38 protein-coding genes are annotated in these 24,399 nt (G+C 68.3%); 36 read left to right on the forward strand and 2 right to left on the reverse strand.

The window, feature by feature from the left end; all coding sequences use genetic code 11:
* Nucleotides 1-48: 48 nt before the first annotated feature.
* The 36 genes from tuf to rpsI all read left to right on the forward strand — a co-directional run bounded on the left by tuf (nt 49) and on the right by rpsI (nt 21,886).
* Nucleotides 49-1,239 (forward strand): elongation factor Tu, encoded by a 1,191-nt coding sequence (tuf, locus tag HMPREF2863_RS01870; protein WP_067188451.1) that lies wholly within the window; start codon nt 49-51, stop codon nt 1,237-1,239.
* A 124-nt stretch (nt 1,240-1,363) separates the two neighbouring features.
* Nucleotides 1,364-1,501, forward strand: a complete 138-nt coding sequence (locus HMPREF2863_RS11985) for a hypothetical protein (protein WP_167635501.1) — start codon at nt 1,364-1,366, stop codon at nt 1,499-1,501.
* Nucleotides 1,498-1,962 (forward strand): DUF3817 domain-containing protein, encoded by a 465-nt coding sequence (locus tag HMPREF2863_RS01875; protein WP_067188449.1) that lies wholly within the window; start codon nt 1,498-1,500, stop codon nt 1,960-1,962. Before HMPREF2863_RS11985 ends, HMPREF2863_RS01875 begins: the two co-directional genes overlap by 4 nt.
* 361 nt (nt 1,963-2,323) lie before the next feature.
* Nucleotides 2,324-2,632: a 30S ribosomal protein S10 gene (rpsJ, locus tag HMPREF2863_RS01880; RefSeq protein WP_002857463.1), complete on the forward strand. Its 309-nt coding sequence runs from the start codon at nt 2,324-2,326 to the stop codon at nt 2,630-2,632.
* A gap of 20 nt (nt 2,633-2,652) precedes the next feature.
* The gene (rplC, locus tag HMPREF2863_RS01885; RefSeq protein ID WP_067188447.1) at nt 2,653-3,303 is read left to right on the forward strand and encodes a 50S ribosomal protein L3; all 651 of its coding nucleotides are present in this window, start codon (nt 2,653-2,655) and stop codon (nt 3,301-3,303) included.
* Nucleotides 3,304-3,308: 5 nt separating this feature from the next.
* The gene (gene rplD, locus HMPREF2863_RS01890; RefSeq protein WP_067188445.1) at nt 3,309-3,941 is read left to right on the forward strand and encodes a 50S ribosomal protein L4; all 633 of its coding nucleotides are present in this window, start codon (nt 3,309-3,311) and stop codon (nt 3,939-3,941) included.
* The gene (gene rplW / locus HMPREF2863_RS01895; RefSeq protein WP_067188443.1) at nt 3,938-4,246 is read left to right on the forward strand and encodes a 50S ribosomal protein L23; all 309 of its coding nucleotides are present in this window, start codon (nt 3,938-3,940) and stop codon (nt 4,244-4,246) included. Before rplD ends, rplW begins: the two co-directional genes overlap by 4 nt.
* Before the next feature lie 36 nt (nt 4,247-4,282).
* The gene (rplB, locus tag HMPREF2863_RS01900) at nt 4,283-5,122 is read left to right on the forward strand and encodes a 50S ribosomal protein L2 (protein ID WP_067188442.1); all 840 of its coding nucleotides are present in this window, start codon (nt 4,283-4,285) and stop codon (nt 5,120-5,122) included.
* A gap of 15 nt (nt 5,123-5,137) precedes the next feature.
* A complete protein-coding gene (gene rpsS / locus HMPREF2863_RS01905) occupies nt 5,138-5,419 on the forward strand; it encodes a 30S ribosomal protein S19 (RefSeq protein WP_067188440.1) in 282 nt (93 codons plus the stop codon).
* A gap of 51 nt (nt 5,420-5,470) precedes the next feature.
* Entirely contained in the window at nt 5,471-5,836 is a 366-nt protein-coding gene (gene rplV, locus HMPREF2863_RS01910; protein ID WP_067188438.1) for a 50S ribosomal protein L22, read from the forward strand.
* A gap of 4 nt (nt 5,837-5,840) precedes the next feature.
* Nucleotides 5,841-6,638, forward strand: a complete 798-nt coding sequence (gene rpsC, locus HMPREF2863_RS01915) for a 30S ribosomal protein S3 (protein ID WP_070637557.1) — start codon at nt 5,841-5,843, stop codon at nt 6,636-6,638.
* A complete protein-coding gene (gene rplP, locus HMPREF2863_RS01920) occupies nt 6,638-7,054 on the forward strand; it encodes a 50S ribosomal protein L16 (protein WP_067188434.1) in 417 nt (138 codons plus the stop codon). Before rpsC ends, rplP begins: the two co-directional genes overlap by 1 nt.
* Before the next feature lie 4 nt (nt 7,055-7,058).
* Nucleotides 7,059-7,331, forward strand: a complete 273-nt coding sequence (rpmC, locus tag HMPREF2863_RS01925; RefSeq protein ID WP_067188433.1) for a 50S ribosomal protein L29 — start codon at nt 7,059-7,061, stop codon at nt 7,329-7,331.
* Nucleotides 7,328-7,609, forward strand: coding sequence for a 30S ribosomal protein S17 (gene rpsQ / locus HMPREF2863_RS01930; RefSeq protein ID WP_067188431.1), 282 nt, complete (start codon nt 7,328-7,330; stop codon nt 7,607-7,609). The genes rpmC and rpsQ overlap by 4 nt, the downstream gene beginning before the upstream one ends.
* A 337-nt stretch (nt 7,610-7,946) precedes the next feature.
* A complete protein-coding gene (gene rplN / locus HMPREF2863_RS01935; RefSeq protein ID WP_067188429.1) occupies nt 7,947-8,315 on the forward strand; it encodes a 50S ribosomal protein L14 in 369 nt (122 codons plus the stop codon).
* Nucleotides 8,316-8,318: 3 nt separating this feature from the next.
* The gene (gene rplX / locus HMPREF2863_RS01940; RefSeq protein WP_067188427.1) at nt 8,319-8,660 is read left to right on the forward strand and encodes a 50S ribosomal protein L24; all 342 of its coding nucleotides are present in this window, start codon (nt 8,319-8,321) and stop codon (nt 8,658-8,660) included.
* Nucleotides 8,660-9,235 carry a 50S ribosomal protein L5 gene (gene rplE, locus HMPREF2863_RS01945; protein ID WP_070637559.1) on the forward strand — a complete coding sequence of 192 codons (576 nt, stop codon included), beginning with the start codon at nt 8,660-8,662 and terminating at the stop codon, nt 9,233-9,235. The genes rplX and rplE overlap by 1 nt, the downstream gene beginning before the upstream one ends.
* A gap of 73 nt (nt 9,236-9,308) precedes the next feature.
* Entirely contained in the window at nt 9,309-9,707 is a 399-nt protein-coding gene (gene rpsH / locus HMPREF2863_RS01950; RefSeq protein WP_067188419.1) for a 30S ribosomal protein S8, read from the forward strand.
* Nucleotides 9,708-9,737: 30 nt separating this feature from the next.
* Complete coding sequence (gene rplF, locus HMPREF2863_RS01955; RefSeq protein WP_070637561.1) at nt 9,738-10,271, forward strand: 50S ribosomal protein L6; 534 nt, start codon at nt 9,738-9,740, stop codon at nt 10,269-10,271.
* Nucleotides 10,271-10,645: a 50S ribosomal protein L18 gene (gene rplR, locus HMPREF2863_RS01960; RefSeq protein WP_067188413.1), complete on the forward strand. Its 375-nt coding sequence runs from the start codon at nt 10,271-10,273 to the stop codon at nt 10,643-10,645. The genes rplF and rplR overlap by 1 nt, the downstream gene beginning before the upstream one ends.
* Nucleotides 10,642-11,388, forward strand: a complete 747-nt coding sequence (gene rpsE, locus HMPREF2863_RS01965) for a 30S ribosomal protein S5 (protein ID WP_082739492.1) — start codon at nt 10,642-10,644, stop codon at nt 11,386-11,388. Before rplR ends, rpsE begins: the two co-directional genes overlap by 4 nt.
* A 3-nt stretch (nt 11,389-11,391) precedes the next feature.
* Nucleotides 11,392-11,616: a 50S ribosomal protein L30 gene (rpmD, locus tag HMPREF2863_RS01970; protein WP_067188411.1), complete on the forward strand. Its 225-nt coding sequence runs from the start codon at nt 11,392-11,394 to the stop codon at nt 11,614-11,616.
* Nucleotides 11,609-12,061, forward strand: coding sequence for a 50S ribosomal protein L15 (gene rplO, locus HMPREF2863_RS01975; protein ID WP_067188409.1), 453 nt, complete (start codon nt 11,609-11,611; stop codon nt 12,059-12,061). The genes rpmD and rplO overlap by 8 nt, the downstream gene beginning before the upstream one ends.
* Before the next feature lie 161 nt (nt 12,062-12,222).
* Entirely contained in the window at nt 12,223-13,530 is a 1,308-nt protein-coding gene (gene secY / locus HMPREF2863_RS01980) for a preprotein translocase subunit SecY (protein WP_067188407.1), read from the forward strand.
* Nucleotides 13,531-13,578: 48 nt separating this feature from the next.
* Nucleotides 13,579-14,199: an adenylate kinase gene (locus tag HMPREF2863_RS01985; protein WP_067188405.1), complete on the forward strand. Its 621-nt coding sequence runs from the start codon at nt 13,579-13,581 to the stop codon at nt 14,197-14,199.
* A 4-nt stretch (nt 14,200-14,203) separates the two neighbouring features.
* Nucleotides 14,204-15,046, forward strand: a complete 843-nt coding sequence (gene map / locus HMPREF2863_RS01990) for a type I methionyl aminopeptidase (protein WP_102212885.1) — start codon at nt 14,204-14,206, stop codon at nt 15,044-15,046.
* 297 nt (nt 15,047-15,343) lie between these two features.
* The gene (gene infA, locus HMPREF2863_RS01995; protein WP_067188402.1) at nt 15,344-15,565 is read left to right on the forward strand and encodes a translation initiation factor IF-1; all 222 of its coding nucleotides are present in this window, start codon (nt 15,344-15,346) and stop codon (nt 15,563-15,565) included.
* 33 nt (nt 15,566-15,598) lie between these two features.
* Entirely contained in the window at nt 15,599-15,712 is a 114-nt protein-coding gene (gene rpmJ, locus HMPREF2863_RS11365; RefSeq protein ID WP_082739490.1) for a 50S ribosomal protein L36, read from the forward strand.
* 285 nt (nt 15,713-15,997) lie between these two features.
* A complete protein-coding gene (rpsM, locus tag HMPREF2863_RS02000; protein ID WP_067188400.1) occupies nt 15,998-16,366 on the forward strand; it encodes a 30S ribosomal protein S13 in 369 nt (122 codons plus the stop codon).
* Nucleotides 16,367-16,450: 84 nt separating this feature from the next.
* The gene (gene rpsK / locus HMPREF2863_RS02005; protein ID WP_067188395.1) at nt 16,451-16,852 is read left to right on the forward strand and encodes a 30S ribosomal protein S11; all 402 of its coding nucleotides are present in this window, start codon (nt 16,451-16,453) and stop codon (nt 16,850-16,852) included.
* A 129-nt stretch (nt 16,853-16,981) separates the two neighbouring features.
* Entirely contained in the window at nt 16,982-17,980 is a 999-nt protein-coding gene (locus HMPREF2863_RS02010) for a DNA-directed RNA polymerase subunit alpha (RefSeq protein WP_070637778.1), read from the forward strand.
* A gap of 68 nt (nt 17,981-18,048) precedes the next feature.
* The gene (gene rplQ, locus HMPREF2863_RS02015; protein ID WP_067188392.1) at nt 18,049-18,786 is read left to right on the forward strand and encodes a 50S ribosomal protein L17, sunset domain variant; all 738 of its coding nucleotides are present in this window, start codon (nt 18,049-18,051) and stop codon (nt 18,784-18,786) included.
* Between the two features lie 140 nt (nt 18,787-18,926).
* Complete coding sequence (locus HMPREF2863_RS02020) at nt 18,927-19,724, forward strand: CPBP family glutamic-type intramembrane protease (RefSeq protein WP_067188389.1); 798 nt, start codon at nt 18,927-18,929, stop codon at nt 19,722-19,724.
* Nucleotides 19,724-20,632 carry a tRNA pseudouridine(38-40) synthase TruA gene (truA, locus tag HMPREF2863_RS02025; protein ID WP_070637563.1) on the forward strand — a complete coding sequence of 303 codons (909 nt, stop codon included), beginning with the start codon at nt 19,724-19,726 and terminating at the stop codon, nt 20,630-20,632. The genes HMPREF2863_RS02020 and truA overlap by 1 nt, the downstream gene beginning before the upstream one ends.
* A gap of 283 nt (nt 20,633-20,915) precedes the next feature.
* A complete protein-coding gene (rplM, locus tag HMPREF2863_RS02030) occupies nt 20,916-21,359 on the forward strand; it encodes a 50S ribosomal protein L13 (protein ID WP_067188578.1) in 444 nt (147 codons plus the stop codon).
* 38 nt (nt 21,360-21,397) lie between these two features.
* On the forward strand, nt 21,398-21,886 hold the full coding sequence (gene rpsI, locus HMPREF2863_RS02035) for a 30S ribosomal protein S9 (protein ID WP_067188383.1): 489 nt from the start codon (nt 21,398-21,400) through the stop codon (nt 21,884-21,886).
* 169 nt (nt 21,887-22,055) lie between these two features.
* On the opposite strand, the gene HMPREF2863_RS02040 is transcribed toward rpsI, so the two are convergent.
* Together HMPREF2863_RS02040 and HMPREF2863_RS02045 are read right to left on the reverse strand one after the other, a co-directional pair.
* Entirely contained in the window at nt 22,056-22,835 is a 780-nt protein-coding gene (locus tag HMPREF2863_RS02040) for an amino acid ABC transporter ATP-binding protein (RefSeq protein WP_280642902.1), read from the reverse strand.
* Nucleotides 22,832-24,316, reverse strand: coding sequence for an amino acid ABC transporter substrate-binding protein/permease (locus tag HMPREF2863_RS02045; protein WP_070637565.1), 1,485 nt, complete (start codon nt 24,314-24,316; stop codon nt 22,832-22,834). The genes HMPREF2863_RS02040 and HMPREF2863_RS02045 overlap by 4 nt, the downstream gene beginning before the upstream one ends.
* Nucleotides 24,317-24,399 lie beyond the last annotated feature (83 nt).

Raw genomic sequence — 24,399 nt, forward strand, 5'->3', positions numbered from 1 at the left:
ATGAAATCTTCAAGTCTTCGCGATGATGAACACGTTCTAGGAGGAACTGTGGCAAAGGCAAAGTTCGAGCGCACGAAGCCGCACGTCAACATCGGCACCATCGGCCACGTCGACCACGGCAAGACCACCCTGACCGCGGCGATCTCGAAGGTTCTGTACGACCAGTACCCGGACCTGAACGAGGCCCGTGACTTCGCCACCATCGACTCCGCTCCGGAGGAGCGCCAGCGCGGCATCACCATCAACATCTCCCACGTGGAGTACCAGACCGAGAAGCGTCACTACGCCCACGTGGACGCCCCGGGCCACGCCGACTACATCAAGAACATGATCACCGGCGCTGCCCAGATGGACGGTGCCATCCTCGTGGTCGCCGCCACCGACGGCCCGATGGCCCAGACCCGTGAGCACGTCCTCCTGGCCCGCCAGGTCGGTGTGCCGGCTCTGCTCGTGGCCCTGAACAAGTCCGACATGGTCGAGGACGAGGAGCTCCTCGAGCTCGTCGAGATGGAGGTCCGCGAGCTGCTGTCCTCCCAGGAGTTCGACGGCGACGAGGCTCCGGTCGTGCGCGTCTCCGCTCTCAAGGCCCTCGAGGGCGACGAGAAGTGGGTCAAGTCCGTGCAGGACCTGATGGCCGCCGTCGACGAGTACATCCCGGATCCGGTCCGCGACCGCGACAAGCCGTTCCTGATGCCGATCGAGGACGTCTTCACCATCACCGGCCGCGGCACCGTGGTGACCGGCCGTGCCGAGCGCGGCACCCTCGCCATCAACTCCGAGGTCGAGATCGTGGGCATCCGCGACCTGCAGAAGACCACCGTCACCGGCATCGAGATGTTCCACAAGCAGCTCGACGAGGCCTGGGCCGGCGAGAACTGCGGTCTGCTGCTGCGCGGCCTGAAGCGTGACGACGTCGAGCGCGGCCAGGTCGTCGTGGCCCCGGGCTCGATCACCCCGCACACCAACTTCGAGGCCAACGTCTACATCCTGTCCAAGGATGAGGGCGGCCGCCACAACCCGTTCTACTCGAACTACCGCCCGCAGTTCTACTTCCGCACCACCGATGTCACCGGCGTCATCACCCTGCCGGAGGGCACCGAGATGGTCATGCCGGGCGACACCACCGAGATGTCGGTCGAGCTCATCCAGCCGATCGCCATGGAGGAGGGCCTCGGCTTCGCCATCCGTGAGGGTGGCCGCACCGTGGGCTCCGGCCGCGTGACCAAGATCACCAAGTGATCGTCTGATCGCAGCCGGTCGGCTCCCTGAGCCGATCACAGCGACGACGGCCCCTCGCCTCTTCGGAGGCGGGGGGCCTTCTCGTGTGCTCGGGGCGGCGACGGGCACCGGTACGCTGGTGGGCATGGAACTCCTCATCACCCTGCTGGTCCTCGCGGCGGTCGTGGCCGTCGGCCTCGGCCTCTACCGACACTTCAAGCCGGAGATCGAGCGCGCCCGGCGCATCCGTCGTGCGAACCGCGGAGGGGAGATCGAGCGGTGACCGCCGCCGCTCCACGTCGACTGTTCGGGATCACCGCCGCGGCGGAGATGGTCACCTGGGCGCTGCTGATCCTGGCGATGGCCCTCAAGTACACCGGCGTCACCGAGGCGCTCATGCCTGTGGGCGGCGGTGTCCACGGCTTCGTCTTCCTCTGCTATGTGGTGGTGGTGGTCGCCGTCTGGATCGATTCGCGCTGGTCTGCCGGGCGAGGACTGGTGGCGCTGGGATCGGCGGTCATTCCCTTCATGACCGTGCCTTTCGAACGCGCGATGGGACGGCGGGGCGAGCCGGCGGACCGCTGGCGTGTGCTCGACGAGCCCGGGCGGGACTCCGCTGCGGACCGGCTGCTGCGCGCGGTGCTCGCCAGGCCGGTCGTGAGCGTGCTGATCGCCCTCGTCGTGGTGGCGGTGGTGTTCGTGGCGCTGCTGATGGCGGGCCCGCCCACCGAATGGGGGAACTGACTGCCCGCACCGGCGTTCTGGGCCGGCGCGTCCAGGATCACAGGACGGCACCGATGCGCCGGTTGGCGGACGGTGCCGTTCTCTGTCATACTGGATAAGTTGCTCAAGCGCTCCAGGCGCCGCCGCCCATGTGTCTCGTGGCCGGCTGCGGAGCCCAGATGCACAATCCCTCCAGTCCGACGCCGGCGCGTCTGCTCTCCCGGAGAGAGCGACACGCCCGACCGCGTGGACCGGAGCCCGACGAGGGCGAGGAACCCGGCTCAGCCGGATTCACCCCGGACGGGTCGAGGACAAGATGCAGGACGGACGTGTCCTGCGCACAGGGACAGGAACAGCTACTCGACGAGAGAGGCGTGACGCCATGGCGGGACAGAAGATCCGCATCCGGCTGAAGTCGTACGACCACGAGGTCATCGACGTCTCGGCCCGCAAGATCGTTGACACGGTCACGCGCGCAGGCGCAACGGTGGTCGGCCCCGTGCCGCTGCCGACGGAGAAGAACGTGTACTGCGTTATCCGTTCTCCGCACAAGTACAAGGACAGCCGTGAGCACTTCGAGATGCGCACCCACAAGCGGCTGATCGACATCATCGACCCGACTCCGAAGGCCGTCGACTCGCTCATGCGACTGGACCTGCCCGCGGACGTCAACATCGAGATCAAGCTCTGAGAGGGAGGTGCTGAGAGACTATGACCAACACCCGTAACGTCAAGGGCCTGCTGGGCACGAAGCTCGGCATGACCCAGGTCTGGGACGAGAACGGCAAGCTCATCCCCGTCACCGTGGTCCAGTCCGAGTCCAACGTGGTCACCCAGCTGCGCAACGAGGAGACCGACGGCTACACCGCCGTCCAGATCGCCTACGGCCAGATCGACCCCCGCCGCGTGACCAAGCCGCTGGCCGGTCACTTCGAGAAGGCAGGCGTGACTCCGCGCCGCCACCTGGTGGAGCTGCGCACCGCCGACGCCGCCGAGTACGAGCTCGGCCAGGACCTGTCCGTCGAGGTCTTCGAGGCCGGCCAGAAGGTGGACGTCGTGGGCACCACCAAGGGCAAGGGCTTCGCCGGCGCCATGAAGCGCCACGGCTTCGCCGGTGTGGGCGCCTCCCACGGTCAGCACAAGAACCACCGCAAGCCGGGCTCCGTCGGCGGCGCCGCCACCCCGGGCCGTGTCTTCAAGGGCATGCGCATGCCGGGCCGCCTGGGCGCTGTCCGCCAGACCACCCACAACCTCACGCTCCACGGCATCGACGTGGACAACAACCTGCTGCTGATCAAGGGCGCTGTCCCCGGCCCCAAGGGCCAGGTCGTGCTCGTGCGCAGCGCCGCGAAGGGAGCCTGAGACCCATGGCCAACTCTGTGAAGACCGTCAAGGTCGACCTGCCCGCCGAGATCTTCGACGTGCAGGCGAACGTCCCGCTGATGCACCAGGTCGTCGTGGCCCAGCTCGCCGCCGCCCGCCAGGGCACCCACAAGGCGAAGGACCGCGGTGAGGTGTCGGGCGCCGGTCGCAAGCCGTTCAAGCAGAAGGGCACCGGCCGTGCACGCCAGGGCTCCATCCGCGCTCCGCACATGACCGGCGGTGGCATCGTCCACGGCCCGACCCCGCGTGACTACTCGCAGCGGACCCCGAAGAAGATGAAGGCCGCCGCTCTGCGCGGCGCCCTGTCCGACCGGGCCCGCCACGGTCGCATCCATGTGATCGAGGCCCTCGTCACCGGCGAGACCCCGTCCACCAAGGCGGCGAAGGCCGGCCTGGAGTCGCTGAACACCGGCCGCAAGAACATGCTGGTCGTCATCGACCGCGCCGACGACGTCGCCGCCCTGTCCGTCCGCAACCTGCCCGCCGTGCACACCCTGTACGCCGACCAGCTGAACACCTACGACGTGCTCGTCTCCGACGACGTCGTGTTCACGCAGGCCGCCTACGAGGCGTTCGTGGCGCGCGCCACCGGTGCCAAGAAGGAGGATGCCCAGTGAGCGGCTCCATCAACAAGGATCCCCGCGACGTGATCATCGCTCCCGTCGTGTCGGAGAAGAGCTACGGTCTGATCGACGAGGGCAAGTACACCTTCCTCGTGGACCCGCGCTCCAACAAGACCGAGATCAAGCAGGCCGTCGAGCGCATCTTCGACGTGTCCGTCGCCTCGGTGAACACCCTGAACCGTCCGGGCAAGCGCCGTCGGACCCGCTTCGGCTGGGGCCAGCGCAAGTCCACCAAGCGTGCCATCGTCACGCTGAAGGACGGAACGATCGACATCTTCGGAGGTCCGCTCGCCTCCTGAGGCGTTGCGGAGACCACTTAATCGAGGAACAGGTACATGGCTATCCGTAAGTACAAGCCGACCACCCCGGGCCAGCGTGGCTCGTCGGTGGCCGACTTCGCAGAGATCACCCGGTCCACGCCGGAGAAGTCCCTTCTCCGTCCGCTGCATAAGACCGGTGGACGCAACAACACCGGCCGCATCACCACCCGTCACAAGGGCGGTGGCCACAAGCGGCAGTACCGTCTGATCGACTTCCGTCGTCACGACAAGGACGGTGTGCCGGCGAAGGTCGCTCACATCGAGTACGACCCGAACCGCACCGCGCGCATCGCGCTGCTGCACTACGCCGACGGCACCAAGCGCTACATCCTGGCCCCGGCCAACCTGCGTCAGGGCGCCGTGGTCGAGGCCGGCCCGAACGCCGACATCAAGGCGGGCAACAACCTCCCGCTGCGCAACATCCCGCTGGGCACCATGATCCACGCCGTGGAGCTGCGTCCGGGCGGCGGCGCGAAGCTGGCCCGCTCGGCCGGCGCCGCGATCCAGCTGGTCGCCCGTGAGGGCAAGTACGCCCAGCTGCGCCTGCCCTCCGGTGAGATCCGCAACGTCGACGTGCGCTGCCGCGCCACCGTCGGCGAGGTGGGCAACGCCGAGCAGTCCAACATCAACTGGGGCAAGGCCGGCCGCATGCGCTGGAAGGGCGTTCGCCCGACCGTCCGCGGTGTCGTGATGAACCCGGTCGACCACCCGCACGGCGGTGGCGAGGGCAAGACCTCCGGCGGCCGTCACCCGGTCAACCCGAACGGCAAGCCCGAGGGCCGCACCCGCCGTCCCAACAAGGAAAGCGACAAGTACATCGTGCGTCGTCGCCGTTCCGGCAAGAACAAGCGATAAGGGAGCTGAGAAGACATGCCTCGCAGCCTGAAGAAGGGCCCCTTCGTCGATCAGCACCTCTACCTGAAGGTTCTGGCGGAGAACGAGAAGGGCACCAAGAACGTCATCAAGACCTGGTCTCGCCGGTCGATGATCATCCCGGACATGCTCGGCCACACCATCGCGGTGCACGACGGCCGCAAGCACATCCCGGTGTTCGTCACCGAGTCCATGGTGGGTCACAAGCTCGGAGAGTTCGCCCCCACGCGGACGTTCCGCGGTCACGTGAAGGACGACAAGAAGGGCAAGCGCCGCTGAGCCTGACGGTTCGTGGAGCTTGACCTTCGAGAGATTCGAAAGAGAGAAGCAATGGAAGCCAAGGCAATGGCGCGCCACCTGCGCGTGACGCCGATGAAGGCCCGGCGCGTCGTCGACCTGGTCCGTGGCAAGGACACCGTGGAGGCCCTGGCCATCCTGAAGTTCGCCCGTCAGGGCGCTTCGGAGCCGGTCTACAAGATCGTCGCCTCCGCCGTGGCCAACGCCCGCGTGAAGGCCGACCGTGAGGGCCTCGCGTTCGACGAGGACTCGCTGTACATCAGCGAGGCCTACGTGGACGAGGGCCCGACCATGAAGCGGTTCCAGCCGCGTGCCCAGGGCCGCGCCTACCGCATCGACAAGCGCACCAGCCACGTGACCGTGGTGGTCGCCACCAAGGACGAGAAGGGTGGGAACTGAGTAAATGGGCAACAAGATCAACCCGAACGGTTTCCGTCTCGGCGTCACCACCGACCACGTCTCGCACTGGTTCGCTGACTCCCACAAGGACGGTCAGCGCTACAGGGACTTCCTCAAGGAGGACGTCAAGATCCGCGAGCTGATGACCAACGGCATGGAGCGCGCCGGCATCTCCAAGGTGGAGATCGAGCGCACGCGTGACCGCGTGCGGGTGGACATCCACACCGCTCGTCCGGGCATCGTGATCGGTCGTCGCGGCGCTGAGGCCGACCGCATCCGCGGGGAGCTCGAGAAGCTCACCGGCAAGCAGATCCAGCTGAACATCCTCGAGGTCAAGAACCCCGAGACCGATGCCCAGCTGGTCGCCCAGGGCGTGGCGGAGCAGCTGTCTTCCCGCGTGGCCTTCCGCCGCGCGATGAAGAAGGCCATCCAGTCGGCCATGCGTGCCGGCGCCAAGGGCATCAAGATCCAGTGCTCCGGCCGCCTCGGCGGCGCCGAGATGAGCCGTTCCGAGTTCTACCGCGAGGGCCGCGTGCCGCTGCACACCCTCCGCGCGAACGTGGACTACGGCAAGTTCGAGGCCCGGACCACCTTCGGTCGCATCGGCGTGAAGGTCTGGATCTACAAGGGCGATCTCACCGCGAAGGAGCTGGCCGCCAAGGAGGCCGCTCAGCCGTCCGGCCGTGGCCGCGGCGACCGTCGCGGTGGCGAGCGTCGCCGTCGCAACGATCGTGCTGAGCGTGCTCCGCGCCGCGAGAACACCGCGCCGGCCGCCGCTCCCGCTGAAGGAGGAAACGCCTGATGCTGATTCCCCGTCGCGTCAAGCACCGCAAGCAGCACCACCCCAAGCGCACCGGCACCGCCAAGGGCGGCACCGCCGTGACCTTCGGTGAGTGGGGCATCCAGGCGCTCACGCCGGCCTATGTGACGAACCGTCAGATCGAGGCCGCGCGTATCGCCATGACCCGTTACATCAAGCGTGGCGGCAAGGTGTGGATCAACATCTACCCGGACCGTCCGCTGACCAAGAAGCCCGCCGAGACCCGTATGGGCTCCGGCAAGGGCTCGCCCGAGTGGTGGGTGGCCAACGTGAAGCCGGGCCGCGTGCTGTTCGAGCTGTCCGGTGTGTCCGAGGACGTCGCCCGTGAGGCGCTGCGCCTCGCGATCCACAAGCTGCCGCTGAAGGCCCGAATCATCCGTCGAGAGGGTGGTGAGTGATCCCATGGCCATCGGAACCAAGGATCTGAACGTCGAGTCCCTGGACGGCATGGACAACGGCCGTCTCCAGGAGGCCCTGAAGTCCTCCAAGGAGGAGCTGTTCAACCTGCGCTTCCAGGCCGCCACCGGTCAGCTGGACAACTCCAGCCGACTGAAGGCCGTCAAGCGTGACATCGCCCGCATCTACACCATCCTGCGTGAGCGCGAGCTCGGCATCCGCGAGGACGTCGTCGCGCCGGGCAAGGCTGACGAGAAGAACGAGGAGGCTGCCAAGTGAGCGAGCAGACCGCCGCCGCCTCCGAGGAGCGCGGCTACCGCAAGTCCGTCCGCGGCATCGTCGTCTCGGACAAGATGGACAAGACCATCGTGGTCGAGGTCGAGGACCGCAAGAAGCACGCGCTGTACGGCAAGGTCATGCGCACCACCAAGCGTGTGAAGGCGCACGATGAGGAGAACGCCGCCGGTGTCGGCGACCGCGTTCGCCTCGCCGAGACCCGACCGCTGTCGGCGTCGAAGCATTTCCGTCTCGCGGAGATCGTCGAGCGCGCCAAGTGACGCGTTCGGCGTGAGCCGAATGACAGGCGAAGGCCCGTCCGCTGCCGTTGGCAGGGGCGGGCCTTTGCTGTAGACTTCCATGTTCGTGCGCCCTTTGTTGGCAGGACCATCCATCCTGCGTGCCGAGGGAGTCGCACGCCGATCCCGGAACCGCCTCGGCCTTGCCCTGCGTTCCGCAGCCTGCCCCGAACCGCGCCGCTGTCTGAAGATGCGGTGGGGGAGAGGTGTGGGCCCGAACGCGAGAGGGGCAGGGGTAAGCACGCCGGGATCACCGCTTGACCGTTCCGCAAGGCTCACCCACCGGGGGTGAGAACCGGCGCGACGCTAGGAGAGATAAGTGATTCAGCAGGAGTCGCGGCTGAAGGTCGCCGACAACACCGGTGCGAAGGAGATCCTGACCATCCGTGTTCTCGGTGGCTCGGGACGCCGCTACGCAGGCATCGGCGACACCATTGTCGCCACCGTGAAGGACGCCATCCCCGGCGGCAACGTCAAGAAGGGCGATGTCGTCAAGGCTGTGGTCGTGCGGGCTCGCAAGCAGTCTCGCCGTCCGGACGGCTCGTACATCCGCTTCGACGAGAACGCGGCCGTCATCCTCAAGAACGAGAACGAGCCGCGCGGCACTCGTATCTTCGGCCCCGTGGGCCGTGAGCTGCGCGACAAGCGCTTCATGAAGATCGTGTCGCTCGCTCCGGAGGTGATCTGACCCATGGCGAAGATCAAGAAGGATGACCTGGTCCAGGTCATCGCCGGCAAGGACAAGGGCATGCAGGGCAAGGTCCTGCGCGTGTTCCCGTCCACCGACCGCGTGCTGGTCGAGGGCGTCAACCGCGTGACCAAGCACCTGCGTGCCGGCCAGAACAACAACGGCTCCACCGAGGGCGGCCTGCAGGTCGTCGAGGCCCCGATCCACATCTCGAACGTGGCCGTGGTGGACCCGGAGACCAAGAAGCCGACCCGCGTGGGCTACCGCTTCGAGACCGTCGAGAAGGACGGCGTGAGCACGACCGTGAAGGTCCGCTTCGCCAAGGCCTCGGGGAAGGAGCTGTGATGACCGAGGTTCAGCAGACCACCAAGGTCACCCCGCGTCTGAAGACCAAGTACCGCGATCAGATCCGCGCCGCCCTGCAGGAGGAGTTCTCCTACGGCAACGTCATGCAGGTGCCGGGCGTCGTCAAGGTCGTCGTCAACATGGGTGTCGGTGAGGCCGCCAAGGACTCGAAGATCATCGACGGCGCCGTGGCCGACCTGACCCTGATCACCGGTCAGAAGCCGATGATCACCAAGGCCCGCAAGTCCATCGCGCAGTTCAAGCTGCGTGAGGGCATGCCGATCGGCACGCACGCCACTCTCCGTGGCGACCGCATGTGGGAGTTCCTGGACCGCCTCGTCACCTTCGCGCTCCCGCGCATCCGTGACTTCCGGGGCCTGTCCGACCGCCAGTTCGACGGCAACGGCAACTACACCTTCGGCCTGTCCGAGCAGACCGTGTTCCACGAGATCGATCAGGACAAGATCGACCGCGTGCGCGGCATGGACATCACCGTGGTGACCTCTGCCAAGACCGACGACGAGGGCCGCGCGCTGCTGAAGGCGCTGGGCTTCCCGTTCAAGACCGAAAAGTAAGACCTCTACGCCACAGGTCCCGTGCCGGTGAACCGGAGCGGGAAACCGCGGCGAGAAAGGGCGTGAAGCCCACATGACCATGACCGATCCCGTCGCAGACATGCTGACGCGTCTGCGCAATGCGAACTCGGCCTACCACGACACCGTGTCCATGCCGTCGTCCAAGCTGAAGACCCGCGTGGCCGACATCCTCAAGGCCGAGGGCTACATCGCCGACTGGCGCGAGGAGGAGGCCGAGGTCGGCAAGAAGCTGATCATCGACCTGAAGTTCGGACCGCAGCGCGAGCGTGCCATCGCCGGCCTGCGCCGCATCTCCAAGCCGGGTCTGCGCGTGTACGCGAAGTCCACCAACCTCCCGCACGTGCTGGGTGGTCTGGGCATCGCCATCCTGTCCACCTCCTCCGGTCTGCTGACCGACCGGCAGGCCGCCAAGAAGGGCGTCGGCGGCGAAGTCGTCGCCTACGTCTGGTGACGGACGAGACCGAAGAAAGGCTGTATTGACATGTCGCGAATCGGACGTCTGCCGATCACCGTTCCCAGCGGCGTCGATGTGACCATCGACGGCGCCCGCGTCACCGTGAAGGGCCCGAAGGGCCAGCTGGAGCACACCCTGCCCTCCCCGATCACGGCCACCCTCGAGGACGGACAGGTCACCGTGGCCCGTCCGGACGACGAGCGTGAGTCCCGTTCCCTGCACGGCCTCTGCCGCACCCTGATCAACAACATGATCCTGGGCGTGACGGAGGGCTTCTCCAAGCAGCTCGAGGTCATCGGCACCGGCTACCGCGTGCTGGCCAAGGGCCAGGACCTGGAGTTCGCCCTGGGCTACTCCCACCCGGTTCCGGTGAAGTGCCCGGAGGGCATCTCCTTCGCCGTCGAGGGCAACAAGGTCACCGTCTCCGGTATCGACAAGCAGAAGGTCGGCGAGACCGCCGCCAACATCCGCAAGCTGCGCCGCCCGGACCCGTACAAGGGCAAGGGCGTCCGCTACGCGGGCGAGCAGATCCGCCGCAAGGCCGGAAAGGCAGGTAAGTGATGTCTACTCTGAAGGTGAAGGGCAAGGGCAAGTTCAACGCCCGTACCCGCCGCCACCTCCGTGTCCGCAAGCGGATCTCCGGCACCACCGCCCGTCCGCGCCTGGTCGTGAACCGCTCTGCACGCCACATGTTCGTGCAGGTCGTCGACGACACCCAGAGCCGCACTCTGGCCTCGGCCTCCACCATGGAGGCGGACCTGCGTGCATTCGAGGGCGACAAGACCGCCAAGGCCAAGCGCGTGGGCGAGCTCGTCGCCGAGCGTGCGAAGGCTGCGGGGATCGAGACCGTCGTGTTCGACCGCGGTGGCAACAAGTACCACGGCCGTGTGGCCGCCGTCGCCGACGGTGCCCGAGAGGGTGGGCTGCAGCTGTGACCGAGACCAACAACCAGAAGGACACCCAGGTGACCGAGAACACCGAGACCGCTGTCGCCGAGACCGCTGCCGGCTCGGCCAGCCAGTCCACCGAGCGTTCCGGCGGTCGTGGTGGTCGTGACAACGGCCGCGGCGGCCGTGACGATCGCCGCGGCGGCCGTCGCGACGACCGCAACCGTCGTGGCGCCCAGGACGAGGACAAGGACGCGTTCCTCGAGCGCGTCGTCGCCATCAACCGCGTGGCGAAGGTCGTCAAGGGCGGCCGTCGCTTCAGCTTCACCGCCCTGGTCGTCGTCGGCGACGGCAACGGCATGGTCGGTGTGGGCTACGGCAAGGCGAAGGAGGTCCCCGCCGCGATCCAGAAGGGCGTGGAGGAGGCCAAGAAGTCGTTCTTCCGTGTCCCGCGCGTCGGCTCCACCATCCCGCACCTCGTGCAGGGTGAGGACGCCGCCGGCGTCGTGCTGCTCCGTCCGGCCTCCCCGGGTACCGGCGTGATCGCCGGCGGCCCGGTGCGCGCCGTGCTGGAGTGCGCCGGCATCCATGACGTGCTGTCCAAGTCCATGGGCTCCGTGAACGTCATCAACATCGTTCGCGGCACCGTGGACGCCCTCAAGAAGCTCGAGGAGCCCCAGGCCGTGGCCGCCCGCCGCGGCAAGGCCCTGGACGAGATCGCCCCCCACGCCATGCTGCGCACCATGGAGGCCGACCGCGCCCAGAAGAGCACCGAGAAGGCAGGTGCCTGAGCCATGTTTGAGCCCACTCGTAAGAACATCCAGCCCTCGGACGCCACCCTGGTCATCACCCAGACCCGCGGCGTCTCGGGCGTGAAGCAGAACCAGCGCGACACCCTGCGCTCGCTGGGCCTGAAGCGGATCGGCCACCAGGTCACCCGCAAGGCCGACGCGGCGACCGTCGGCATGGTGAACACCGTGCCGCACCTGGTGTCCGTGGAGGAGGTCAGCAATGGCTGAGAACGACGCCATCCGGATCCACGACCTGCGTCCGGCCCCGGGCGCCAAGACCGCGAAGACCCGCGTGGGCCGCGGTGAGGCCTCCAAGGGCAAGACCGCCGGCCGTGGCACCAAGGGCACCAAGGCCCGTTACCAGGTGCGTCCGGGCTTCGAGGGCGGCCAGCTTCCGCTGCAGATGCGTCTGCCGAAGCTGCGCGGCTTCAAGAACCCGTTCCGCACCGAGTACCAGGTCGTGAACCTGGACAAGCTGAACACCGCCTTCCCGGAGGGCGGCGAGGTCTCGGTCGAGGCCCTCGTCGAGAAGGGTCTGGTCCGCAAGAACCAGCCCGTCAAGGTGCTCGGCTCCGGTGAGATCTCCGTCGCCGTGCAGGTGAAGGCCCACGCCTTCTCCGCCTCGGCCGTGGAGAAGATCGCTGCCGCGGGCGGGTCCACCGAGACCCTCTGACCCCCGCGGTCGCACAGAGGCCCCCGATCCCCAGGTCCGCCTGGGGGCCGGGGGCCTCTTGCATCGCCGTGTAGACTGCCCTGGTGGTCCGCGTGGGCGGTGCCACAGCCCGTCGCGTCGAGAGGCGGGGACCACCACACCGACCGCACACAGGAGGACGCGTGTTCAAGGCCATCGGCCGGATCTTCCGGACGCCAGACCTGCAGCGCAAGATCTGGTTCACGCTCGGCATCATCGCCATCTACCGACTGGGTGCCTTCATCCCGTCGCCGGGTGTGGACTACGGCAACGTGCAGATGTGTCTGGCAGCGGGCAACGCCTCCGGTGGCCTGTACTCGTTCGTGAACATGTTCTCCGGCGGCGCGCTGCTGCAGGTCTCCATCTTCGCGCTGGGCATCATGCCCTACATCACCGCGTCGATCATCGTGCAGCTGCTGCGCGTGGTGATCCCGCGCTTCGAGCAGCTCCACCAGGAAGGCCCGCAGGGCCAGGCGAAGCTGACCCAGTACACGCGCTACCTGACCCTGGCGCTGGCCCTGTTGCAGTCGACCACCATGGCGTCGCTGGCCCGCACCGGCGCGCTGCTGAGCTGCCAGCTGCCGCTGCTCGTGGACGACTCCATCGTCACGGTCCTCATGGTCGTGCTGGTCCTCACCACGGGCACCGTCCTGGTGATGTGGATGGGCGAGCAGATCACGGAGCGCGGCGTCGGCAACGGCATGTCCCTGCTGATCTTCGCCTCCATCGCCGCCGGCTTCCCGTCCGGCATCGGCCAGGTGTGGCAGACCCAGGGCGTCCGCACGTTCCTGATCGTCATGGTCATCGGTCTGCTGACCATGCTCGCGGTCGTCTTCGTGGAGGAGTCCCAGCGTCGCGTCCCGGTCCAGTACGCCAAGCGGCAGATCGGCTCCCGCACCCTCTCCGGCCACTCGACGTTCATCCCGATCAAGGTGAACATGGCCGGAGTGATCCCCGTGATCTTCGCGTCCTCCGTGCTGACGCTCCCAGGCATCCTGGTCCAGTTCAACACCCCGCAGGACGGCTCGAACCCGCCGGCCTGGGTCACGTTCCTGGCCGAGTACTTCACCGGTGGCGACCACCCGGTCTACATGGCCCTGTACCTGCTGATGATCGTGGGCTTCACGTACTTCTACGTGTCCATCACCTTCAACCCGAAGGAGATCTCGGACAACATGAAGCGCTATGGCGGCTTCATCCCGGGCGTCCGTGCGGGCCGCCCCACGGAGCGGTACCTTGAGTACGTGATCAGCCGCATCACCTTCCCGGGAGCCCTGTACCTGGGCGTGGTCGCGATGATCCCGCTGATCGCCTTCGTGCTGATCAACGCCAACCAGAACTTCCCGTTCGGCGGCACCTCGATCCTGATCATGGTGGGCGTCGGCCTGCAGACCGTGAAGCAGATCAACGCCCAGATGGAGCAGCGTCACTACGAGGGCCTGCTGCGCTGAACCGGACCCACGACCCCCTCCACCGATCCCGACAGTGAGGAACAAGAAATGACTCGCATGCTGATCATGGGCCCTCCCGGCTCCGGCAAGGGCACCCAGGCCGCCCGGATTGCCGACAAGCTGGGGATCGTGGCGATCTCCACGGGTGACATCTTCCGCCACAACGTGAAGGAGATGACCCCGCTCGGCGTGGAGGCCAAGCGGTACATCGACAACGGCGACTTCGTCCCGGACGAGGTGACCAACCGCATGGTCGCCGACCGCATCGCGCAGCCGGACGCGTCCTCCGGCTTCCTGCTGGACGGCTACCCGCGCACCGCCGGGCAGGTGGAGGCGCTGGACTCCATGCTCAAGGACTCGGGCCACGCCCTCTCCGTCGTGGTCGAGCTGACCGTCCCGGACGAGGAGCTCGTCGCTCGCCTGCTCAAGCGCGCTGAGATCGAGGGCCGCGCCGACGACACCGAGGACGTCATCACCCACCGTCTCGACCTGTACCACCAGGAGACCGCGGCGGTCATCGAGAGCTACCAGGACCGCGGCATCGTCACCCGCGTGGACGGCACCGGCCAGGTGGACGACGTCACCGAGCGCCTGCTGCAGGCCGTCTACTCCGTGCGTGCGGCCACCGGCACCCTGCCGGTGGTGGACCAGGGCTCCGAGGAGGCCTGATCGGGTGTTCGCCCGTCGTTCCCTCGAGCTGAAGACCACCTCCGAGCTGCAGACCATGCAGCGCGCGGGGGTGGTCCTCTCGCGCGCCCTCGACGCCGCCGTCGGCGCGGCGGCCCCCGGGGTGACCACCGCAGAGCTGGACCAGGTGTTCCGTGCCGTGCTGGACGAGCACGGCGCCACGTCCAACTTCCTCGGCTACCACGGGTTCCCGGCGACGATCTGCACGTCGGTGAACGAGGAGGTCGTCCACGGGATCCCGGGCGAGCGCGTGCTGCAGTCCGGCGACGTGGTGAAGATCGACGGCGGCGCGATCGTGGACGGCTGGCACGCCGACTCCGCGCGCACGGTGATCCTCGGCTCCTCGGAGGCCGGCACGGCGGATCCGGAGGACGAGCGGCTGTCCGAGATCACCCGTGAGGCCCTGTGGGTGGGCATCGCCGCCCTGGCGACGGCGAGCAACGTGGGCGAGGTCGGCGACGCGATCGACGACTTCGTCACCCGGCAGCCGGGGCCCCCGCTGGGCATCCTCGAGGACTACGTCGGCCACGGCATCGGCTCGAAGATGCACATGCCGCCGGACGTCTTCAACTACCGCACCGGGCACCGCGGCCCCAAGGTGCAGCCGGGCATGGCCTTGGCGATCGAGCCGATGCTCGTGCGCGGCGGCATCGAGACCGTCACTCTGGAGGACGACTGGACGGTCGTCACCACGGACGGCGGGCGGGCCAGCCAGTGGGAGCACAGCGTCTGCCGGCATCGCGGGGGAGTGTGGGTGCTCACCGCGCCGGACGGTGGTGCCTCCGAGCTCGCGCGCTTCGGCGTCACCCCGGTGCCGCCGGGGGAGTGATCCCGGCGCCCGCGGCCGGCGCTCGGCCTGCGGGGAGGTCCTGATCCAGACCCCGACGACGGCCCCGCGCCTTCGGCCGGCGAGCGACCGTCGTCACCGGTTCACCGGGGAGCGCACGAGGCGACCTGCGCATTGCTCCGCGACGCCGTCGGCGGTTGGAATCAATCCGGAGATGGGGTAAGCTGGGGCGCTGACTGTGCCTCTGCCTGTCCAGGTGGAGGTGGGTCGAACCCATTCCTGTCCCATCGCGCGAGGGCCTGTGCCCTGGCGAGGCGGGGCCCAACGATTGTGGAGGACATGGCTAAGAAGGAAGGTGTCATCGAGGTCGAGGGCACGGTGACCGAGGCATTGCCGAATGCAATGTTCCGGGTCCGCCTGCAGAACGAGCACATCGTGCTCGCGACGATCTCCGGCAAGATGCGTCAGCACTACATCCGCATCCTCCCCGAGGACCGGGTCGTGGTCGAGCTTAGCCCGTACGACCTCAACCGGGGTCGCATCGTGTACCGCTACAAGTAAACCGTCCGACAAGCGAGCGCAAGAGGAGGAACCGTGAAGGTTCAGCCGAGCGTGAAGCGGATTTGCGACAACTGCCAGGTCGTGCGCCGTAAGGGCCGCGTGCTGGTGATCTGCTCGAACCCGCGCCACAAGCAGCGCCAGGGCTGAGCGTCCGCCCCGGTCCGGGGCGGCGCCGCCTGAGTGCACATCACCCATATTCACATCGGCCATCAGGGCCGAGACATCAGGACAGCGTCCACCGCCTGCGGGCGGGGCACGGACGCAACCTCCGGTCGCAGGGGCCGGAGACCGCTCGCGGCGGGGCCGCCGGCACGGACCCACACCGGAACACTTCCCCGGTGCCGTGCACCGGGCCGCGCAGGCCGCCAGGCCACGTGGGCGGGACGTCACTGGTGCAGACCCCTGCTGCAGAAGGAACAGGAGGGCGGCCATATGGCTCGTCTTGCAGGCGTTGACATCCCGCGCGAGAAGCGCGTGATCATCGCACTCACGTACATCTACGGTGTGGGCAGGACCCGCGCCGAGGAGACCCTGGCGGCAACGGGCGTCGACCCGAACATCCGCGTGAAGGACCTCTCGGACGAGCAGCTGGTGAAGCTGCGCGACCACATCGAGGGCACCTACAAGGTCGAGGGCGACCTCCGCCGCGAGGTCGCCGCCGACATCCGCCGCAAGGTCGAGATCGGCTCCTACGAGGGCCTGCGTCACCGTCGCGGCCTGCCCGTGCGCGGCCAGCGCACCAAGACCAACGCCCGTACCCGCAAGGGTCCGAAGAAGACGGTCGCCGGCAAGAAGAAGTGATCCCCGGCGCCACGGTCCCCGCCGCACAGGACGGGCCGAGGCGCTGCAGGTAGATCCACCCCAGCTTTCCCGTAGGAGATATCCATGCCCCCGAAGACTCGCGCAGCGGTTCGCAAGCCGCGTCGCAAGGCAAACAAGAACATCACTGTGGGCCAGGCCCACATCAAGAGCACGTTCAACAACACCATCGTGTCCATCACCGACACCACCGGCGCCGTGATCGCCTGGGCCTCCTCCGGCGAGGTCGGCTTCAAGGGCTCCCGCAAGTCCACCCCCTACGCCGCGCAGATGGCCGCCGAGCAGGCCGCCAAGCGTGCGCAGGAGCACGGCATGCGCAAGGTCGATGTGTTCGTGAAGGGACCGGGCTCCGGTCGTGAGACCGCGATCCGCTCCCTGCAGGCCGCAGGCCTCGAGGTGGGCTCCATCCAGGACGTCACCCCGATGGCGCACAACGGCGCCCGCCCGGCCAAGCGCCGTCGCGTCTGACACCTGTCGAGTCCCCGTGGCCCTCGCCTGAGGGGCGCGGGGACAGGTCCTCGGACCTGCCCACCCATAGAACTCGTTTCCACCCCCTGCGTGCGTCATATGGCGGACGCCCGCCGAAAGGAAATGTCCGTGCTCATTGCACAGCGCCCCACGCTGACCGAAGAGGTTGTCTCCGATCGTCGTTCCCGGTTCGTCATCGAGCCGCTGGAGCCCGGCTTCGGCTACACCCTCGGCAACTCCCTGCGCCGCACTCTGCTGTCCTCCATCCCCGGTGCTGCCGTGACCAGCATCCGCGTGGACGGTGTGCTGCACGAGTTCAGCACCATCAGCGGTGCCAAGGAGGATGTCACCGAGGTCATCCTCAACATCAAGAAGCTCTCGGTCTCCTCGGAGAACGACGAGCCGGTCGTCGCCTACCTGCGCAAGCAGGGTGCGGGCGTCGTCACCGCCGCTGACATCACCGCGCCGGCCGGCGTGGAGATCCACAACCCGTCCCTGCACATCGCGACGCTGAACGCGAAGGGCAAGTTCGAGATGGAGCTGACCATCGAGCGCGGTCGCGGCTACGTGACCGCGGCCCAGAACAAGCTGGCCGACTCCGAGATCGGTCGCATGCCGATCGACTCGATCTACTCGCCGGTGCTGAAGGTCACCTTCAAGGTGGAGGCCACCCGTGTGGAGCAGCGCACGGACTTCGACCGTCTGATCCTGGACGTGGAGACCAAGGAGTCCATGCTTCCGCGTGACGCCGTGGCCTCCGCAGGCTCCACGCTGGTCGAGCTGTTCGGCCTGGCCCACGAGCTCAACGTCGAGGCCGAGGGCATCGACCTGGGCGAGGCCCCGGCCGACGCCGCCGTCTCCGCGGACCTGGCACAGCCGATCGAGGAGCTGGAGCTCACCGTGCGCTCCTACAACTGCCTCAAGCGCGAGGGCATCCACTCCGTGGGTGAGCTCGTGGCCCGCTCCGAGGCCGACCTGATGGACATCCGGAACTTCGGCGCGAAGTCCATCGACGAGGTCAAGGAGAAGCTCTACGAGCTCGGCCTGTCCCTCAAGGACTCGCCCGCCGGCTACGACCCGCAGGCCCACGCCGAGCAGATGGACGACGATCCGTTCTCCGAGTACTGAGCTCGACGCACCACCAAACCTGTCCGCCGATCCCGTGAGGGGTCGGGGATCACCTGAGGAGAAACACCATGCCTACCCCCACCAAGGGTCCGCGCCTGGGCGGCAGCCCGGCCCACGAGCGCATCATGCTGGCCAACATGTCGGCCCAGCTGTTCGAGCACAAGTCGATCACCACGACGCTCACCCGCGCCAAGCGTCTGCGCCCGTTCGCCGAGCGCCTCATCACCTTCGCCAAGAAGGGTGACCTGCCGGCCCGTCGCAAGGTCCAGGGCATCATCGCCGCGAAGAACCGTACGAACAAGACCGTGGTGCACGAGCTGTTCACCGTGATCGCCCCGGCCATGGCCGAGCGCGACGGCGGCTACACCCGCATCACCAAGATCGGCAACCGCAACGGCGACAACGCCCCGATGGCCGTCATCGAGCTGGTCATGGACCCGGTGTCCGCCAAGCAGGCCGTCGTGAAGGAGGCCGAGCAGGCCACCGCCGCCGCCCCGGCGGATGCCGCCCCGGCGGAGCCGCAGGTGGACGAGGCCCAGGCCGCCGCCGAGGCCCCGGCCGAGGAGACCGCCCCGGCCGAGGAGGCCGCCGCGACCGGCAACGGCCCGATCCCGGCCAACGAGGACGGCTCGGCGCCGGAGGGTGCCGACATCAAGGGCAATGCGGGCTCCATGAAGTACCACGTGCCCGGCTCTCGCTGGTACGACCAGACCACCGCCGAGGTCTGGTTCGCCTCCGTCGAGGACGCCAAGGCCGCGGGCTACGCCCCGGCCGGCGGCGAGGCCGCCCAGAAGGTCTCCGAGTGATCTTCGCGCCGGTGCGCTGACGCCGGCACCGTGCCAGGGGTCGTTCCCTCCGCTGTGGAGGGGGCGGCCCCTTCGCCGTGCCCGCCGTCTCCGCTCGGTGCGTCGCCGGTCCCGCCGTCTCTGCTCGGTACACTGCCAGAGTGTTCGGCGACCCCTCTCTCGACAGCCTGGCGGCCTACCTGATCGACGTGGCCCCGGGCCTGCTGCTGGTGGTCGCAGCCCTGGCGCTCGTGCCCGGGCGCATGGTCGCCGCCCGTGTCCTCGTGGCGATCCTCGGCGTCGTGCTGCTGCGGGACGCCATGGTGGGGCACGGTCTGTTCACGTTCGGCACGGCGGGGGAGCGGCCCGTCCTGTGGCTGCGCTTCACCTCGGACCCGATCCAGCTGATCAGCCTGTCCGTGCTCGCTCTGGCGGCGGTCGCCGGCCTGGTGGCGGCCTTCCGGCAGCGCTCCCGTGGGATGCGGTGGACGGCGGACCGCGCCTGGCTCTCCGGCCCGGTCGGACTCCTCGGTGCCGCTGTGATCGTCCTTCCCTTCGCGGTCCTCTACGGCTCGGTGCCCGCCCTCTCGGCGGCGCTCGGGCTCGGCGACGTCCCGCTCGACGTCCGTGGCGGTGCCGTGGCGGCCGGCATCCTCGTCCCGCTGCTGGTGTTCGCCTTCTGCGCCGGCCTGCTCGTGGAGGTCCTGTTCCGCGGTCTGCTGCAGTCCGAGCTGGAGCACCACACCACCGTGGCGCGCGCGGCCCTGGCCTCGGCGGCGTTCTTCGCCGCCGGCCACGTCTTCCTAGCCTCCACCGTGACCGAGGTCGGCTGGCCGATCCTGGCCTTCACCCTCGTCGAGGGGCTCGTCTGCGCTGCGATCGCGATCCGCCACGGCGTGCTCGGCTCGACCATCGCTCACGGCGGCGCGATCTTCCTGCTGACCTCGGGGCTGGTGTGATGACCGCCGTCACCGCCGCCGCGTCGGCCACCGGCGAGGAGCCGCGTCTGGTCCGTGTGCGCCTGGACCTCGCCTACGACGGCACCGACTTCCGCGGCTGGGCCGCCCAGCCTGGTCTGAGCACCGTGCAGGGCACCCTCGAGGATGCGTTGGAGACCATCCTGCGCCGACCGGTGCGCACCGTCGTGGCCGGTCGCACGGACGCGGGCGTCCATGCGGCCCACCAGGTCGTCCACCTCGACCTCACCGAGACCGAGTGGGAGGGCCTGGTCCGCGGCCGCGCAGGCCTGGAGCCGGGGGAGACCCTCGTCCGGCGTCTGCACGGCGTGCTCCGCCGAGCATCGGACGCGCTCGTCATCCGCTCGGCCGTCCGCGCCCCCGAGGGCTTCGACGCCCGCTTCTCGGCCCTGTGGCGCTCCTATCGCTATCGCATCAGCGACCGGCCAGACACCCGTGACCCCCTCCGCCGGCGGGACACCTACTGGCATCGCGAGCCCCTGGACGAGGCGAGGATGCAGGCGGAGGCGCGTTCCGTCGTCGGGCTCCACGACTTCCTGAGCTACTGCAGGCCGAGGCCGGAGGGGACCACCATCCGCGAGCTGCAGGCCTTCACCGTGGAGCGCGGCTCGGACGGGGTGCTCGAGTGCCGCCTGCGCGCGGACGCCTTCTGTCACCACATGGTGCGCGCCCTCGTCGCCGCGGCCGTGGCCGTGGGGGAGAGGCGTCAGGAGCCGGGGTGGATGGCCGAGCGTCTTCAGGCGCAGGTCCGCGACTCCCTGTCCCGTCTCGCCCCGCCGCATGCCCTGGTCCTGGACCACGTCGAATACCCCGACGACGGCTCCCTCGCCTCCCGGGCGGAGGGCACCCGGGCCCGTCGCGACGCCACGCAGGTCGACGGGGACGCCTGAGGGCGCGTGCGGAGGGCGACAGCGCCCCCGGTGGCAATCGGGGTGGCGAACCGATATGATGTGATGTCGTTGCGCATGTCCGCATCCGGATTCAGGCGCGCCGCGAGAGGCTCAGTTGCATGGCCGTGTTCTCGCCGGCGCCCATCGGATGTTCAGGGCCCGGATGCTCGCCAGTCCTCACCTGGCGCCCGGCGCGCGCGGAGAACTGACAGCCGCGTCAGGCCTGACTCACGCCCGGCCCGGCACGGCTGTGACCGAACTACCGACCATGAAGGCAGACAACGTGCGTACGTACACTCCCAAGCCCGGTGACGCCGACCGTCAGTGGCACGTCATCGACGCCACCGATGTGGTGCTCGGCCGCCTGGCCTCCCAGACCGCGATCCTGCTGCGCGGCAAGCACAAGCCGACTTTCGCCCCCCACATGGACATGGGCGATCACGTCATCATCATCAACGCCGAGAAGGTGGCCCTGACCGGCGCCAAGCTCGAGAAGAAGCGCGCCTACCGCCACTCCGGCTACCCGGGCGGCCTCAAGTCCGTCTCCTACGAGGAGCTCCTGGAGAAGAACCCGGTGCGCGCCGTGGAGAAGGCCGTCAAGGGCATGCTCCCCAAGAACTCCCTGGCCGCCCAGCAGCTGTCCAAGCTGAAGGTGTACCGCGGTGCCGAGCATCCGCACGCCGCCCAGCAACCCAAGACCTTCGAGATCGGCCAGGTCGCCCAGTAATCGGCGCCCGCCCTTCGAGACCTCTTCAAGGAGACCCCATGACCATCAATGAGAACGAGGGCGCGGAGCTGACCAGCTACACCTCCGAGTCCGCTCAGACCTCCGACGCCCCGGCCGCCACCGAGCGCCCGGCCCTCACCGTCGCCGGCTCCGCCGTGGGCCGCCGCAAGGAGGCCGTGGCCCGCGTCCGCGTCGTCCCGGGCTCCGGCCAGTGGACCATCAACGGCCGCACCCTGGACAGCTACTTCCCGAACAAGCTGCACCAGCAGGAGGTCAACGACCCCTTCACCCTGCTGGAGCTCGAGGGCGCCTACGACGTCATCGCCCGCATCCACGGCGGCGGCCCCTCCGGCCAGGCCGGTGCGCTGCGCCTGGGCATCTCCCGTGCGCTGAACGAGATCGATCGCGAGCACAACCGCCCGGCCCTGAAGAAGGCCGGCTTCCTGACCCGCGACGCCCGCATCATCGAGCGCAAGAAGGCCGGCCTGAAGAAGGCCCGCAAGGCCCCGCAGTACTCGAAGCGCTGATCCTCGCCGCCGCGAGGGGCAGGTCCGGCTCTCCGCGACGGACCGGCCGCTTCGCCGGCACAGCAGACCGTGGCCGGTCACCCCGTCTGGGGTGGCCGGCCACGGCCGTGTCCGGGGCCTGCGGCGGCGACCCCCGACGGGGGCCGCCGCCGTCCGCCGCAGGGTGCCTTCAGAGCACCTTGGAGAGGAACTCCTGGAGCCGTGGGGTCTGCGGCGCATCGAAGATGCGCTCGGGCACGTCCTGCTCCATGATCCGTCCGTCCGCCATGAACATGACGCGATCGGCGACCTCGCGGGCGAAGCCCATCTCGTGCGTCACCAGCACCATCGTCATGCCCTCGTCGGCCAGGTCACGGATGACCTGCAGCACTTCGCCCACCATCTCCGGGTCGAGGGCGGAGGTCGCCTCGTCGAAGAGCATGACCTCCGGGCTCATGGCCAGTGCGCGGGCGATCGCGACGCGCTGCTTCTGCCCGCCCGAGAGTGATCGGGGGCGTGCCTGGGCCTTGTCCCCGAGCCCGACGCGCTCCAGGAGCCGCTGAGCGGTGGCGCGAGCCTCCTGCTTCGTCGCCAGCCCGAGCTCGACGGGGGCCAGCGTGATGTTCTCCTCGACGCTGAGGTGGGGGAAGAGGTTGAAGTGCTGGAACACCATGCCGATGCGTCGACGGACCTCGTCGATGTCAACGGAGGCGTCCGAGAGGTCGTCGTCCCCGATCAGCACGCGCCCGGAGGTGAGGTCCTCCAGCCGGTTCAGGCAGCGCAGGAACGTCGACTTGCCGGACCCCGAGGGGCCGATCACACAGACGACCTCTCCCTCCGCCACGGTCGCGTCGATGCCCTTGAGGACCTCGTTGTCGCCGAAGTGCTTGTGCAGGTCCTCCACCACGATCTTGGGGGCGGCGGACTCTGCCTCCGGGCGGGGTCGGGTGTCGTTCACGGGAGCCTTCACTTGTTGATCTTCCTCTCCACGAAGTTCGCCAGCTGTGTGAGGAGCCAGATGGCCACGAAGTAGATCGCGGCCACGATGAGCAGCACCTCGGTCACACGGAAGTTGGACGCGTACACCTGCTGGGCCTGGTACAGCAGCTCGGCGAAGCCGATGGCCAGCAGCAGCGAGGAGTCCTTCAGCATGATGATCAGCTGGTTGATGAGGGACGGCGTCATGATGGTGAACGCCTGGGGGAGGACCACGCGGCGCATGGTCTTGCCGTATCCCAGGCCGAGGGAGCGCGCCGCCTCGGCCTGGCCCGCGTCCACGGACTGGATTCCTCCGCGGACGATCTCGGCGATGTAGGCGGCTCCGTTGAGTGCGAGTGTCAGCACGCCGGCGACCCAGATGTTCACGGGGACGCCGATGATGCCGGGGAGCCCGAAGTAGAAGAAGAAGGCCCACACCAGCAGCGGCGTGCCTCGGAAGACGTTGATGAAGATGTTGGCGATGCCGCGCAGCAGGACGTTGCCGGAGACCTTCATGAAGCCGAAGAGCAGGCCGAGGGCCATGGCGGCGAGGAAGGCGATGCCCGTGACCAGCAGGGTGTTCTGGAGGCCCTTGAGCAGGGCAGGCATGATCTGCGTGAGCATCTCGAAGAACGACGGCGGCTCAGGGGTGCCGTCGCCGGCCGCGTCGCCGAGGTATTCGGCGACGATCTCGTCGTACTCGCCGGACTCCTTCAGCTCGGCCAGACCGGCGTTGAAGTCGGCGAGGAGCTGCTCGTTCATGCCCTTGTTGACGGCGAATCCGTAGTTGCCCGTGTTGATGGGCTCGGCGACCAGCTTCAGGCCGGAGCCCTGGGTGACCCCGTAGGCCAGCACGGGACGGTCGTCCATGAGGGCGTCCGCGTTTCCGGTCTTCACGGTCTGCACCATCGTGGTGCTCTGGTCCAGGGAGGTGAGCTCGAAGTCGATCTCCTCCTGCTTCTTCTTGGCCTCGTCCTCGGAGAGGGAACCGGTCTTCACCGCGACGGTCTTGCCCTCGAGGTCCTCCCACGACGTGATCTCGTCGTTGCCCTCCGGCACGGCGAGCTGCAGCTCGGACGTGAAGTAGGGGTCGGAGAAGTCGTAGACCTGTGCACGCTCATCGGTGATGCCCATGCCGGCGATCACGCCGTCGACCTGGTCGGAGGACAGTGCCTGCAGTGCGGCGTTGAACCCGATGGACTCCCATTCGACCTGGAAGCCCTGCTTCTCGGCGATCGCCTCCATGAGGTCGACGTCGATGCCGGTCAGCTCGCCGTCCGGCCCTCGGAACTCGAAGGGTGCGAAGGTGGAGTCGGTGCCGATCGTGTAGGTGGGGCCGTCCGCGGCTCCGCCGGAGTCGGTGTCCCCGCCGGCGGTGCAGGCCGAGAGGAACAGGGCGAGGAGGACGCCGAGCAGGACGAGGGGCGCGGCAGGACGTCGCCGGGGGGATGGACGTTGACGGTGCGTGACCATGGGTCTCCTCATGTCGGGTGCGATGGCCGTCGACCTCCGCGTGGGCACGGGGGAGGACGGTCGTGCCATGCTAGCCGGTTGGT

The organism is Micrococcus sp. HMSC067E09, assembly GCF_001812555.1.
In the GTDB taxonomy this organism is placed as follows: Bacteria; Actinomycetota; Actinomycetes; order Actinomycetales; family Micrococcaceae; genus Micrococcus; species Micrococcus lylae.

What these genes read in the sequence shown, in the direction of transcription:
- HMPREF2863_RS11985 (WP_167635501.1), top strand. Translation starts at nt 1,364, where the DNA reads ATGGAACTCCTCATCACCCTGCTGGTCCTCGCGGCGGTCGTGGCCGTC.
- rpsJ (WP_002857463.1), top strand. Translation starts at nt 2,324, where the DNA reads ATGGCGGGACAGAAGATCCGCATCCGGCTGAAGTCGTACGACCACGAG.
- rplC (WP_067188447.1), top strand. Translation starts at nt 2,653, where the DNA reads ATGACCAACACCCGTAACGTCAAGGGCCTGCTGGGCACGAAGCTCGGC.
- rplD (WP_067188445.1), top strand. Translation starts at nt 3,309, where the DNA reads ATGGCCAACTCTGTGAAGACCGTCAAGGTCGACCTGCCCGCCGAGATC.
- rplB (WP_067188442.1), top strand. Translation starts at nt 4,283, where the DNA reads ATGGCTATCCGTAAGTACAAGCCGACCACCCCGGGCCAGCGTGGCTCG.
- rpsS (WP_067188440.1), top strand. Translation starts at nt 5,138, where the DNA reads ATGCCTCGCAGCCTGAAGAAGGGCCCCTTCGTCGATCAGCACCTCTAC.
- rplV (WP_067188438.1), top strand. Translation starts at nt 5,471, where the DNA reads ATGGAAGCCAAGGCAATGGCGCGCCACCTGCGCGTGACGCCGATGAAG.
- rpsC (WP_070637557.1), top strand. Translation starts at nt 5,841, where the DNA reads ATGGGCAACAAGATCAACCCGAACGGTTTCCGTCTCGGCGTCACCACC.
- rplP (WP_067188434.1), top strand. Translation starts at nt 6,638, where the DNA reads ATGCTGATTCCCCGTCGCGTCAAGCACCGCAAGCAGCACCACCCCAAG.
- rpmC (WP_067188433.1), top strand. Translation starts at nt 7,059, where the DNA reads ATGGCCATCGGAACCAAGGATCTGAACGTCGAGTCCCTGGACGGCATG.
- rplX (WP_067188427.1), top strand. Translation starts at nt 8,319, where the DNA reads ATGGCGAAGATCAAGAAGGATGACCTGGTCCAGGTCATCGCCGGCAAG.
- rplE (WP_070637559.1), top strand. Translation starts at nt 8,660, where the DNA reads ATGACCGAGGTTCAGCAGACCACCAAGGTCACCCCGCGTCTGAAGACC.
- rpsH (WP_067188419.1), top strand. Translation starts at nt 9,309, where the DNA reads ATGACCATGACCGATCCCGTCGCAGACATGCTGACGCGTCTGCGCAAT.
- rplF (WP_070637561.1), top strand. Translation starts at nt 9,738, where the DNA reads ATGTCGCGAATCGGACGTCTGCCGATCACCGTTCCCAGCGGCGTCGAT.
- rplR (WP_067188413.1), top strand. Translation starts at nt 10,271, where the DNA reads ATGTCTACTCTGAAGGTGAAGGGCAAGGGCAAGTTCAACGCCCGTACC.
- rpmD (WP_067188411.1), top strand. Translation starts at nt 11,392, where the DNA reads ATGTTTGAGCCCACTCGTAAGAACATCCAGCCCTCGGACGCCACCCTG.
- rplO (WP_067188409.1), top strand. Translation starts at nt 11,609, where the DNA reads ATGGCTGAGAACGACGCCATCCGGATCCACGACCTGCGTCCGGCCCCG.
- HMPREF2863_RS01985 (WP_067188405.1), top strand. Translation starts at nt 13,579, where the DNA reads ATGACTCGCATGCTGATCATGGGCCCTCCCGGCTCCGGCAAGGGCACC.
- infA (WP_067188402.1), top strand. Translation starts at nt 15,344, where the DNA reads ATGGCTAAGAAGGAAGGTGTCATCGAGGTCGAGGGCACGGTGACCGAG.
- rpsM (WP_067188400.1), top strand. Translation starts at nt 15,998, where the DNA reads ATGGCTCGTCTTGCAGGCGTTGACATCCCGCGCGAGAAGCGCGTGATC.
- rpsK (WP_067188395.1), top strand. Translation starts at nt 16,451, where the DNA reads ATGCCCCCGAAGACTCGCGCAGCGGTTCGCAAGCCGCGTCGCAAGGCA.
- rplQ (WP_067188392.1), top strand. Translation starts at nt 18,049, where the DNA reads ATGCCTACCCCCACCAAGGGTCCGCGCCTGGGCGGCAGCCCGGCCCAC.
- truA (WP_070637563.1), top strand. Translation starts at nt 19,724, where the DNA reads ATGACCGCCGTCACCGCCGCCGCGTCGGCCACCGGCGAGGAGCCGCGT.
- rpsI (WP_067188383.1), top strand. Translation starts at nt 21,398, where the DNA reads ATGACCATCAATGAGAACGAGGGCGCGGAGCTGACCAGCTACACCTCC.
- HMPREF2863_RS02045 (WP_070637565.1), bottom strand. Translation starts at nt 24,316, where the DNA reads ATGGTCACGCACCGTCAACGTCCATCCCCCCGGCGACGTCCTGCCGCG.